Raw genomic sequence first — 12,724 nt, forward strand, 5'->3', positions numbered from 1 at the left:
AAAAATAGCTTTCACTAGCCAAAGGAAGAATGAAATCGTTACAATAATAATTAGGAAAAAGAGAGGAAAAGGTGGACGAGGATGGATGCTTCTTGGTTGAAGCCAATTGTCGAAACAAAGTATTTGTCGGCGGAAAATGCGCACCGTTACCGCGCGATTTTGCGGTATTTCTACATTCAGCACGAACGGATGCGGCAATATTTGTTCCCCGAGGAAGTGTATGCGTTTTTGAAACAGCATGCCGAATTTGCCGATTATACTGAGGATGATTTGCAGCAAGACCTCGATCAGCTTGTCAAATGGAACAATTTGCTCGCCCGCCAAGAGACTTCCCATGTACGGACGATCGAGGAATTTAAGAAAAAGCGGTTTCGTTATCAATGCAGCCCGTACACAGTGGAAATAGAGCGAATGATTCGCACGCTCGAACAGTTGGGCGACTCGTTTGGCGGTTCGCTCGAGAAAACGCGGTTTGACCGTCTGTACGCCTCCCTTTCTCGCATGGAAACGATCATATCTGCTAATTTCCAAGAAAAACCGGACGAAATACACCAAGTGTGGGAGGAGACGTTTGATTATTTCAAAAAAATCATTCACCATTCGGCTGATTATATCGCCTATTTGCATAGCGAAAATTTGGAAGAACGGATGACGGCGGAATCGTTTCTCGTTTACAAGGAACAATTTACCGCCTATTTGCGTGATTTTATCGTCGCCTTACAGAAGACATCGATGCAAATTGAGCGGCTGTTGGAAGACCTTCCAGACGAAGGAGTGGACCGGTTCATTGAGCACGTAGTCGATTATGAGCGGTCGATTCCACGCTTTGCCGACAGCGCCCCGTCGCGCGCCGAATGCATCGAAGAAAAGCGCGAGACGTGGCGCAGTTTGCGCGAATGGTTTTTAGGTCGGGACGGCCACGAAAGCGAGCTGGCGTTTTTGCAGCATCAGACGAACGAAGCGATTCGTCGCTTGACGCGCATCGTGCAGCGGCTTGGTGAGCGGCATCACCACTTTCGCAGCCGCAAAGGCGATTATTTGCACTTGGCACGCTGGTTTTCGCAACTGTCCTCGATCGAAGAGGCGCACTGTTTGTCGGCGGTCGTGTTCGGCTGCTTCCATACGAAACATCTGATCGCAGACAATGAGGCGACAGATGATATGTATCGCGATGTTTGGGACGAGGCGCCGATGGAATGGGTGACGAAGCCGCGCGTGCGCCATTATGGAGAAAAGAAGAAACCGCAGGCGATCGAGGAGAAAAAGCGGGAAAAAGAAGAAGCGCGCCGCCGCTATTTGGAGGAGAAAGCACGCGAGGAAGCCGAACTGAAACAGCTGGTGAAAGACGGAAAAATCGTGCTGGCCGAACTCGGTGAAGTGACCCCGTACGTACGGAAGACATTGCTCGCCTGGATCGCCAAAGCGATGGGGAAAGAACAACCAACCGTGAAAACGGAGAACGGCTGGGACATCCGCATTGTTCGTCGGCACGACACGATTTGCCTTCATGCTGAAGACGGAACGCTTGTGATGCCCAACTACGAAATCGAAGTGATGGCGGAAGGAGGGAGCGAAGATGGAGACGGCGTTTGATGACAAGGCAAAAGAAGCGTTGGCGGCGCTGTTTGAACAATTTTGGATCGTCCGCGACGCCGACCCGGAACGGTATCAGCTTGTCCGCGAACGCGAACACGTGCTCAAAAGATATGTCGAGGAGAAGTTTGGTTACCGCTTGATCGTGCACCGGCATTTCGCGAAGCTCGAAAAAATTCCGGCTGAGCCGGAGCCGTGGATGGGGATTCCGTCGTTTCAAGAGCCGCTCGACTATGCGCTGTTTTGCTGCTTGATGGCGTATGTTGAAAGCAAGGCGGTTGAGGAAAAATTTTTGCTTTCCGATGTATGCGAGGAAATCCGCGCTATGTATCCGGGCGATGTGCCGGTCGATTGGACGAACTATTCGCAGCGGCGCGCGCTCATTCGCGTGCTGAAAACAGCGGAACAAATCGGACTGATCCGCCGGATGGATGGAGAGATCGAAGCGTTCGCGCAACATGCGGACGAAGAAGCGCTTTATGAAGTGCCGGTGTTGGCGCGCTACTTTATGCGCACATATCCGAAAGACTTGCTGCAATATACGTCGATTGATGAACTGTTGGCGGAAGAATGGAAAGCAGCGCCGCAAGATTACCGGCGCCATCGTCTGTACCGGAAGCTGTTTTTATCACCGGCTGTGCACCGAACAGAAGGCGACGAGCAAGATTTTTATTACTTGCGCAACTTCCGGCATCGGCTGCGTGAGGATATTGAGTCCCATACGCCGTTTCGATATGAGCTGTACAAAAACGTCGCCATGTTGACGATTCCGGAACGGCAGGCGCCGTATACGCTCTTTCCCGATCTAAAAGGGACATCTGACATCATCCTTCATTTTGCCGCCGTCGTCCGCGAGCGGTTGGCGTCCTTTCCACCGGACGAGTACGGGCGCCTTTGGCTGACGCCGGCGCAGTTTTCTGAATCGCTCGCCGATACGAAGCGTCGCTACGAAGCTGGATGGGGGAAGACGCATCGCGAAGCATCGCTTGCGGAGTTAGCCCGCGAGGTGTTGGCGGAGTTGAAAGCATGGCGAATGGCAGACACGGATCCCGAGACGGGCATGGTCGTCCTCTACCCGCTCCTTGGGCGGCTTTGTGGGCGATACCCGGACGATTTTCAAGCGAAAGAGAGGGAGCTATGATGGCAGATCGATGGATGTTGCATCGCGCGGGATTGATCAATTTCTGGTATTATGATGAACAATATTTTCATTTTGCCGACGGAAAGTTGTTTTTGCGCGGAAGCAATGGAGCGGGCAAATCGGTGACGATGCAAAGCTTGATCCCGGTGCTGCTTGACGGGAAAAAGACGCCCGACCGGCTCGATCCGTTCGGTTCGCGGGCGCGGCGAATGGAAGATTACTTGCTCGGGGAAAAAGATGTCGTCAACCGCGATGAGCGGACCGGTTATTTGTTTCTCGAATATAAGCGGACCGAAACCGATCAATATCTTACGACCGGCATCGGTTTGCGAGCGAAACGGCAAAAAAATCTCGACTTTTGGGGCTTTGTCATTTTGGACAACCGCCGCATCGGCCATGATGTTGACTTGTACAAAAAAGAAAAAACAGGCGAGAAAATTCCTTTGACAAAGCGCGAGCTCGCCGATGCGCTCGGCGCTGGGGGAACGGTGGTCGAGACGCAAAAAGAATATATGGAGCTCGTCAATAAGCATGTGTTCCGCTTCGAATCGCTCGAGGCGTTTCAAGAGTTGATCGAGCTGTTGATTCAATTGCGGAGCCCGAAATTATCGAAAGATTTCAAGCCGACGGTGATTTACGAAATTTTGGAAAGCGCATTGCCGCCGTTAACCGATGAGGAATTGCGCCATTTGTCCGAGACGATTGAAAATATGGACCAAGCAAAGCAGCAGCTGGAGCAGCTCGAGCGCGATGCGCGGGCGCTCAAGCGGCTTTGCGACCATTACCGTCATTACAATGAATATATGATTGCCGAAAAAGCCGTGGAATACGAGAAAGCGGTCCAACGAGCCGAACAGCTCGCCGCTGAGCAGCGAACAAGATCAGAAGAGGAGAACAAAGCGCGGCAGCGGCTTGATGAGTTGGATGAGGAGATCATCCGCCTCAGTCGTGAAGAAGACGTGTTGCGTGCACGGGAAGTGGAGCTTGCGGGCCATGAAGTCTTTCAACAAGCCGAAACGTACGAAAAGTTAAAGGAACAGCAGCGCGACCTAGCGAGGCGGCGGGAGCGGCAAGAGCGGGTGATCGAAGAGAAGGAGCGGCTTGAACGGCAGCGCCGCCATCAAATTGATGAGGCGGAAGCGCGCCTCGATGAGCTGGAACGGAAGGTGGAAGAGACGTTGGCGCAGTTGCGCGCCGACGCGGACGAAGGGGCGTTTGCCGGCCATGAAGTGAATGAAGACGATTTTCTCCGTCATCATCGTCAACAGCGCGAATTTCCGTTTACGGTTTGGAAGCAGGAAGCGGACCGCCATGCGGAACGGCTCGAAGCGCTCGCCGACCTTTGGCGGCGTCATGAGGGACTGCAAGCGCGCTATGAAGAAGCAAGCAAAGAAGCAGGGGAACTGCAGCGGGAAGTTGACGAATGGCGGCATCAATACCGCAAATGGGATGAGCTGCTTGACCAAGAAAAAGAACGTTGGGAACAAGCGGTGCTCGCTTGGCTGGAGCGTGGCGGCGTCACGGTGGACGAAGCGCGCATTCAGACGTTTTTGCGACAGACGGACGGCTTGTATGATCAATATTCCATCGATGACCTCAAGCAGCCGTTCACGGCGGCGTATTATGATGCCGTCGGGAAGAAAAACGATGAAAAATGGCGGCTTGAACACGAAATGCGCTTGCTTGGCGGCCAGCTCGCCGAGCGCGAGCAGGAGCTTCGCCATTGGCAGATGGAACAAGACCCAGAACCGGAACGCGATCCACAGACGGACGCCATGCGTGCAGAGTTGGAGCGGCAAGGAGTTGTTTCCGTCCCGCTGTATGCGGCAGTCGAATTTTTCGACCATGTGCCCGAGCCTGTCCGCGAGCGGATCGAATCGGCGCTCGCCCATGCCGGACTGCTCGACGCGCTGATCATTGACCGCGATATGGCGGTGACGTATGACCGGGTGCTCGTCCCGAACCCGGTGCATATGGCGCATACGTTGGCCGATTATCTCCAGCCAGATGCAGATGTGCCTGTCGCTGCGGAGCGGATTGATGCCGTGCTTCGCAGCATCGTCATTGCCGATGAGGCGCAAGACGGGGGCATGACGCTTAATGAAGCTGGACGCTATGCGCTTGGTCTCGTGCGCGGTCATGCGCCCACCCGCGAGCGCGCCATGTTCATCGGCCGCACGGCAAGGCGGCGGTGGCGGATGGAGAAGATCGCTTCATTGGAAGAGGAGATCGCTTCCTTGCGGCAAGCGCTTGACCGCCTGCAGACGGAACACAAAGCGGTGGAAGCTCATATCGCCGCATTGGCGGAGTGGTTTGCCGCCTTTCCATCCGACCGCGATGTGCGCGCGGCGTTTGAGGAACGGGAGGAAGCGCGCCGCCGCGCGGAAAGCAAAGAGCGCGACTGGCAGCGGCAACAAGAAAAAGTATCCCGTCTCGCTCGCGAGTGGCAGCACCTCAAGCAAACGTTGCGCGAGCAATCGGCAGGGCTTGACGTGGCGTTTTCTGTGGAAGGATGCGATCGAGCCCGCTTGGCGATGAAATCGTATCTCCGCTTTTTGCATGAACTGGAAGTGCATGTTCGAGAAGCGCTCTATGTCGCGGTGATGATCACCCAGCAGCGCGAGCAGCTGCAGGAGCTTCGCGACGACATCGATGAGGCCAAAGGGGAGCGGAATCGCCTGCTCGATGAAGACGAACGTCTGGCGCTCCGCATGGCCGAGATCGAACGGACACTCCAACAAATGGGGGCGGATGACATTCGCGCGGAAATCGCCCGCGTTCGGGAGCGGCTCAGCGCTCTGCGCGAGGCAGTTCCGCGTCTAGTCAACGAGCGGGCGCGGACCGAACAGCGCCTTGCGCGTCTTGCCGAAGAACGGGAACAAGGAGAGAAACGGGCAACGTTCGCTCGCGAGCTGGCCGCCGCATGGGAGCAGGCCTTTGCCCGTGAAGCGGCGCTCAAGTTGGTGGAGCTGGACCGTTCGCGTCCGCTTCGCGAGCAGGCGAGCGAAGCGAAACAGCGGTATGGGGGAACGTTGAAAGACAGCCGCTCTTCGCTGCTGGCTCGGCTGAACACAATCTTTTTCCAAGAATCATCCAATTTGACCGAATACCGGGCGACGTTCGAATCGCTGCCGTTCGAGGAGAAAGAATGGAGCACCGCGGCGCCGGACGATGAAATGGCAATGAAAGCAAAGGATTGGCGGGAAAAACAAGAGCGAAACGTCATTTTCCTTGACTACAAAGGGCAGCGTGCCACGCCGTCTGTCGTCTTGGCGGAAGTTGAGCGGGAAATCGCGTTGCAGCACGAGTATATGAAAGAACAAGACCGGGAACTGTACGAGGAAGTCATTTTAAAGTCGGTCGGCCGCATTTTGCGCAGCCGCATCCAACGCGCGGAGCGATGGGTGAACGACATGAACAAGCGGATGAGCGAAATCGATACGTCATCGAGCCTCGTTCTATCCATTCAATGGAAGCCGAAAACGGCGGAGACGGAAGACGAGCTCGACACGAAAGAGCTGGTGGGGTTGCTGCGGATGGATTCACGGCTGCTCAAGGAGGAAGATTTGCAGCGGGTGACGAACCATTTCCGCTCGAAAATCGCCCGCGCCCGCGAACTGCTTGAGGAACGCGGCCAAGGCAACACGCTTCATCAAATTATAAAAGAAGTGCTCGACTATCGGAAATGGTTTTCGTTTACCCTCTACTATGAAAAAGAACACGAACCGAAGCGCGAACTGACAAACCAACGCTTTTATCGGTTTAGCGGCGGGGAGAAAGCGTTGGCGATGTACATTCCGCTGTTTGCGGCGGCGTATTCACGCTATCAAGAAGCAGGTGATGATGCCCCGTACATCATCTCGCTTGATGAAGCGTTCGCCGGTGTCGATGAAAACAACATCCGCATGATGTTCGGCCTTGTTGAACAGCTCGGCTTTAACTACATCATGAACTCGCAGGCGCTTTGGGGTGACTACGACACCGTGCCGGCCTTGTCGATTTGCGAGCTCGTCCGTCCGCGCAATGCGCCGTTTGTCACCGTCATCCAGTATTATTGGAACGGGCGCATCAAACAGTTAGTAGCGAATGAGGAAGAATGGGAGTTGATCGAGACATGAACCGGGCCGAAGAGGCCGCTGCCTTTTTCCGTTCCGAGCCGGGCTTTCACCGCTTGTTTGTCGAGATGAAGCGGAAATACGAGTCGCTCGGTCGTGTTGGTGGCGTCGTCTCCGTGGCATCGTTCAGCGAGAACGAGCGCGAAGCCATTGCCGCCTTTTTCGGCCGAGACGTTTCCCGCGTGTCCCTGCCCGCCTTTGAACGGCAACTCGAACGAACACGGTTTGCCGGCGTTGGCCTCATCGAGCTGCTCGAGTGCTATTTCGGCGAGCCGCTCGTGCCGAAAAAAGAACAGCGCCAGGCAGTCGAAAAGGAGCGGGAGCGGTTTTTCGGGCACCTCGCCCACGAGCACCCTTGGCTTGAAGACATTTGTGGCCAACGGTTCATCCAAGCAGCGTATGAGGCAAACCGCGAAGAGTTGGCGGCGGCGATCCGTCTTGTCGGCGCCGCCCTTCGCCGCTTGCCGCTCGGCTCGTATGAGCGGCTTCCATTGTTTGCCCAGCGCATCGCCGGTGATCCACACGCCTTTGACCTGTCTACGCTCCCCGGCAAGGTGTTGCTGTCGGCCTTGCAAGCAACCGTGCTAGGCGAGTGGGATGTGACCTCTGTAGAGAGCATCAATGAATTGCTGCAGTCCGTCGGCCTGCTCCGCGAGGATATTTTGAACTTTGCCACTTGCGCCAACTTGTTGGCCGAAACGAAGAAAGGCCCTCACCCGGTCTTCACCGCTGCCGTCGAAGCCAACAGCGCATTGAATGCCCCGCTAAGGGACGTGTTGTCGCTCATTCGCGCCTATCCAGCTAACGGCGGCATCGTATACGTCGTCGAAAACGCGGGTGTTTTCTCGACCTTGCTTGACACCCGCGCCCCGCTTGTCTGCGCGAACGGGCAAATGAATTTAGCGACGATGCGGCTCCTTGATTTGCTCGCGGCTTCAGGCGCCAAGCTGCATTACTCCGGCGACTTTGACCTGGAAGGTTTGAAAATGGCCGACCGTTTTCTCGAGCGATACGGCTCGGCGGCTGTTCCATGGCGCTACAGCGTCGATGACTACTGCGCCGCCAACCCATCGGTTCACTTGCCTCCGGAGCGGCTCGCCAAACTCGCCTCCGTAGCGTCAGCGCCGCTGCAGCCAGTGAAAGAAGCGATGGCGAAAACCGAAAAAGCGGGATACCAAGAGGCGATCATCAGCCGACTGCTTCAAGACATAAAAAGTTAGCACTCGCCCTTGTTCATGCAAGTGTTGGGATTCCAATGTTTGTATTCGTCTTGCCCGCGATGGATGAGCAGGCGGCGCCCGGGTCTTATTCACCGCATGACGAGCGTTTACCCTCGCTTAGGCAAATAGCAATCGGCAAACAAGGCAAGTCAAACGCTAGGAAGCAGTCTTCATTTGTCGTCGACCTCCAATCGCGCAAAAACCCCAGGGGGTCGACGACATTGATTTTGATCGCTTGATCCCTACAACCATCAAGGAGAGATTTCATTGACAGAATCTTCGAAACGTGTTATTCTGATGATGACATTGAAGGGAAAAGGTTGATATGACAACACTTTTTGGGGTTTTTATCGTACCTATGAGGGATTGAAACCAGCCAAGCCAGCTTCACGCGCGGATACGATGTCTGTTTTTATCGTACCTATGAGGGATTGAAACTTCATTTTGTCGGCGAACCGTTTCTAGAACACCGCGTTTTTATCGTACCTATGAGGGATTGAAACTTCATTTTGTCGGCGAACCGTTTCTAGAACACCGCGTTTTTATCGTACCTATGAGGGATTGAAACTTCGTGACTTCCGCAAATGTATGTGTGTGCCCTGTGTTTTTATCGTACCTATGAGGGATTGAAACTACTGATCAACTAAATAACTATCTTCAATTAATTGTAGTTTTTATCGTACCTATGAGGGATTGAAACTACGAACATTTGCCGCACTTTTAACAGGAAATTGGTTTTTATCACGTGTGTTGATTAACCAATAATATCCATAAAAACATAGAAAAAAAAGCACCTTTCCTGTAGAATGTAAGTAACCACACAAACAAACCCAGGAAAGAGGTGCTCTCTATGAACAAGCATACCACACTCCCGAATTTGATGCAAAAAATTGTGTCAGACGAAGACATTCAAACCATCACAGAAGCAGTCGGTTATCACGACTCATCTCGTAAATTTACCGTACGTACGTTAATCGACTTTTTCCTTCTCGCGGCTGTCCATGAGTGGAAGAGTTTTCGTCATGGTGCTGATGTGGCGCCCACTTACCAATTGCCGCGTTTTCATTATTCGACGGTGGCAAACAAGGCGAAGGAGATTCCATATGAAATCATGAAGCGTTTGTTTGCACTGATCGTTTCGAGGTGTAACCGCCAAACACGGCGATCTCTTCGATTCCCGAAACCTCTTCGCATTGTCGATTCGACAACGGTGACAGTCGGAAAGAACCGCCTATCATGGGCGCCTTATCATGGGGAACGGTCAGGGATGAAACTGCATGTCGCTTATTCTCCTGAATACCAGTTACCAATGGATGCCATAGAAACAACCGGTCTACGCCACGATGGTCCTGTCGGGGAAGCGTTGACACATCCGAAGCAAATTCTTGTGGAAGATCGGGCGTATTTTAAAATCGAACGGATCGACCAATTTGCGGAAAATGGACAACTTTTTGTCATTCGCATGAAAGAAAATGTAGAGATTCATCGTCGTCACCGTTTACAGCGTCTTGTTTCTTCCGATTCCAATGTCATCGCTGATTTTACTTGTCAGCTAGGAACGAAGCAATGCCGTTCGAAGAAACGTCATCGAGTGGTCATCTTTCGTGATGCCCATGGAAAGGAGATTCGCGTCGTAACGAATGTCTTTGACGTATCGGCAGAAAAGATTGCCGACATGTATCAAGAGCGTTGGGCAGTCGAGGTCTTTTTTCGATGGATCAAGCAATACTTGAATGTACCTACCTTATTTGGGACAACAAAAAACGCCGTCTACAATCAGCTGTTCGCGGCGTTCATTGCCTATGTGTTATTGAGATGGCTATATGACCGAACAGAGAAACGAACGCAAACCACCCTCACGTTCATTTCTTTCGTTCGTCGGGTTTTATTTGGGCAACTTCCTCTCGATTGGAAATCAGAGATGGTAGCTGTCTTATTTGAGCATGCCCATTTTTACGGGAGAAGTATTCATAATTTTGGATAATCAACAGCCGTGGGTTTTTATCGTACCTATGAGGGATTGAAACGCAATAATGACGTCAATGGTGTTTTGTTGCGACTCCGTTTTTATCGTACCTATGAGGGATTGAAACTTAGTACGGTCAAGCCCTATTTAGCGAAGCACGGCGTTTTTATCGTACCTATGAGGGATTGAAACCACGCGCTTGATCGTCGAAAGGAGCAGGGGATCGATGAGTTTTTATCGTACCTATGAGGGATTGAAACAGCTATTAGCTCATTGTTTAATAATGAAGCCAATGCTGTTTTTATCGTACCTATGAGGGATTGAAACTCTTTCAACGCGTTCATGTTGGCTTGCGCTTTCGCGTTTTTATCGTACCTATGAGGGATTGAAACAACGGATAGCGCCCCTCCCCGGCCGGAAAATTCTTTGTTTTTATCGTACCTATGAGGGATTGAAACTTTTTGTTGATAGATCGGAAAGAAGGCGGGTATAGTTTTTATCGTACCTATGAGGGATTGAAACACCGTCAACGGCGGCACGGCTAACGTTACGGTTGCCGTTTTTATCGTACCTATGAGGGATTGAAACCCTCGCGACCATTTCGCGGCTCAAATCCGTTGATTTGTTTTTATCGTACCTATGAGGGATTGAAACGCGTTCATGATTCCCGCGACTAAATCCAATTGCAAGCGAGTTTTTATCGTACCTATGAGGGATTGAAACAAAACCCAGATATGTCTTGGCATACTAGTGGAGGCTGTTTTTATCGTACCTATGAGGGATTGAAACTCATCGCGCAGATGCCGAGCGGAACAGGTATGTTGGTTTTTATCGTACCTATGAGGGATTGAAACTCAACACCAGCATCAACATTTTCGTTCATGAAGTTGAGTTTTTATCGTACCTATGAGGGATTGAAACTCAACACCAGCATCAACATTTTCGTTCATGAAGTTGAGTTTTTATCGTACCTATGAGGGATTGAAACTGTTCATGCGCCCCTTCGATGGGTGGCCGGAGTCTCGTTTTTATCGTACCTATGAGGGATTGAAACAAAGTGGTCAAGCGGCGTGGTTAAGCACCACTTTTAGTTTTTATCGTACCTATGAGGGATTGAAACAAAGTGGTCAAGCGGCGTGGTTAAGCACCACTTTTAGTTTTTATCGTACCTATGAGGGATTGAAACTTCACCCTGTAAGATAAAATTTGTGCCATTGTATCGGTTTTTATCGTACCTATGAGGGATTGAAACTCGTATAAGCATTTGCTGATCCACTTGCTACCGCGTTTTTATCGTACCTATGAGGGATTGAAACTCTGTGTATCAAGAGCGCCTGACGCGCCGCACAAGGAAGTTTTTATCGTACCTATGAGGGATTGAAACATTTGGTGCGCGATCACCAAAGACCGACGCCAAGCACACGTTTTTATCGTACCTATGACGAATTTCTCACTGTGAGCAGGATGCCGCCTTGGGGACGGCGAATAGAAAAAGAGAGACCATCAAGGTGAGGTGATTGAATGGCGATTGACCATGATCGGCTGTTCAAAGAGCTGATCCGCACGTTTTTCGAAGAGTTCCTGCTCCTCTTTTTCCCCGACATGCACGAGCATATCGATTTCCATCATCTGTCCTTTTTATCCGAAGAGCTGTTTACCGATGTGACGGCCGGCGAAAAGTACCGCGTTGATTTGCTGGTCGAGACGAAGCTGAAAGGCGAAGACGGGCTGATCATCGTGCACGTGGAAACGCAAGGGTATGTCCAGCCGTCGTTTGCCGAGCGCATGTTCCTCTATTTCAGCCGCTTGTATGAAACCTACCGGACCCGCATCGTTCCGATCGCCGTCTTCCACTATGATTCTCTCCGCGAGGAACCGTCTGTGTTTTCGATGGAATTTCCGTTTGGCGAAGTGCTGCAGTTTCGCTTTTTTCCGGTGGCGTTGCGGAAGGAGCAGTGGCGGGAGTACATTCGGCAGGACAACCCGGTTGCGGCTGCGCTGCTCAGTCAAATGGGGTATACTGAAAGAGAGAAGGTGGAGCTGAAAAAAGAATTTTTGCGCATGTTGGTGCGGTTGGAGCTCGATGAGGCGAGGCAGCGGCTGCTGCTTGGGTTTTTTGAGACGTACGTGAAGTTGACAGAGGAAGAGGAACAACAGCTGCAAAGCGAGGTGAAGGCGATGGAAACGAAAGAACGAGAGAAAGTGCTGGAGCTGATCATCTCCTACGAGCAAAAGGGGAAGAAAGAAGGGCTGGAAGAAGGGGTAAAACGCGGCCTTGAGCAAGGGATGAAGCAAGGAATGAAACAAGGAATGAAACGGCTTATTCAGACAATGGCACAAAAAGGGATGACGGCCGCCGAGATAGCCCGGTTGGTGGATCTTTCTGAAGAAGAGGTTCAAAGCTTGTTGAGCGAGTAAGAGGAAAAGGGTGATCGATCTCACCCTAGAAGGCCGGTGATTTAAGGAGGCAATCCGCTTGTCAAACCGGTTTCTCAAATAGATAAGCCTTGTCGCATCAGGAGCGCCTTTCAAACGTTCCCCCCATTGCTCAAGAGAAACAATCGTTTTTCACCAACCTCCTAGTGTTTCCTGTTGAATGAGTATGGGAAAAAGAAGAAGGCGGTCATCCACCGCCTTTTTTCATGAAGTTCGATTTCAGCCGCTTGTTCCGTGGGAATCGCACCACACG

At 52.0% G+C, this 12,724-nt stretch carries 6 protein-coding genes and 2 CRISPR repeat arrays; all 6 genes read left to right on the forward strand.

Annotation, left to right across the window (positions count from 1 at the left end):
* Positions 1-81 precede the first annotated feature (81 nt).
* Positions 82-1,593: a TIGR02677 family protein gene (locus ACTVIM_RS01740; RefSeq protein WP_445613444.1), complete on the forward strand. Its 1,512-nt coding sequence runs from the start codon at positions 82-84 to the stop codon at positions 1,591-1,593.
* Positions 1,577-2,734, forward strand: coding sequence for a TIGR02678 family protein (locus tag ACTVIM_RS01745; RefSeq protein ID WP_063166869.1), 1,158 nt, complete (start codon positions 1,577-1,579; stop codon positions 2,732-2,734). The genes ACTVIM_RS01740 and ACTVIM_RS01745 overlap by 17 nt, the downstream gene beginning before the upstream one ends.
* Positions 2,734-6,852: a TIGR02680 family protein gene (locus ACTVIM_RS01750; RefSeq protein WP_445613445.1), complete on the forward strand. Its 4,119-nt coding sequence runs from the start codon at positions 2,734-2,736 to the stop codon at positions 6,850-6,852. The genes ACTVIM_RS01745 and ACTVIM_RS01750 overlap by 1 nt, the downstream gene beginning before the upstream one ends.
* Positions 6,849-8,069, forward strand: coding sequence for a TIGR02679 family protein (locus tag ACTVIM_RS01755; protein WP_445613446.1), 1,221 nt, complete (start codon positions 6,849-6,851; stop codon positions 8,067-8,069). Before ACTVIM_RS01750 ends, ACTVIM_RS01755 begins: the two co-directional genes overlap by 4 nt.
* 343 nt (positions 8,070-8,412) lie before the next feature.
* Positions 8,413-8,770: a CRISPR direct-repeat array (repeat unit 30 nt; unit sequence GTTTTTATCGTACCTATGAGGGATTGAAAC).
* A 149-nt stretch (positions 8,771-8,919) separates the two neighbouring features.
* Entirely contained in the window at positions 8,920-10,053 is a 1,134-nt protein-coding gene (locus ACTVIM_RS01760) for an IS4 family transposase (protein ID WP_445613447.1), read from the forward strand.
* Positions 10,054-10,066: 13 nt separating this feature from the next.
* Positions 10,067-11,419: direct repeats of the CRISPR family, unit length 30 nt; unit sequence GTTTTTATCGTACCTATGAGGGATTGAAAC.
* 137 nt (positions 11,420-11,556) lie between these two features.
* Positions 11,557-12,453, forward strand: coding sequence for an Rpn family recombination-promoting nuclease/putative transposase (locus ACTVIM_RS01765; RefSeq protein WP_445613448.1), 897 nt, complete (start codon positions 11,557-11,559; stop codon positions 12,451-12,453).
* Positions 12,454-12,724: the final 271 nt, after the last annotated feature.

This window comes from Geobacillus sp. YF-1 (assembly GCF_052692335.1).

Excerpts from the sequence above, each read along its gene's own strand:
- ACTVIM_RS01740 (WP_445613444.1), top strand. The coding sequence starts at position 82 with ATGGATGCTTCTTGGTTGAAGCCAATTGTCGAAACAAAGTATTTGTCG.
- ACTVIM_RS01745 (WP_063166869.1), top strand. The coding sequence starts at position 1,577 with ATGGAGACGGCGTTTGATGACAAGGCAAAAGAAGCGTTGGCGGCGCTG.
- ACTVIM_RS01750 (WP_445613445.1), top strand. The coding sequence starts at position 2,734 with ATGGCAGATCGATGGATGTTGCATCGCGCGGGATTGATCAATTTCTGG.
- ACTVIM_RS01755 (WP_445613446.1), top strand. The coding sequence starts at position 6,849 with ATGAACCGGGCCGAAGAGGCCGCTGCCTTTTTCCGTTCCGAGCCGGGC.
- ACTVIM_RS01760 (WP_445613447.1), top strand. The coding sequence starts at position 8,920 with ATGAACAAGCATACCACACTCCCGAATTTGATGCAAAAAATTGTGTCA.
- ACTVIM_RS01765 (WP_445613448.1), top strand. The coding sequence starts at position 11,557 with ATGGCGATTGACCATGATCGGCTGTTCAAAGAGCTGATCCGCACGTTT.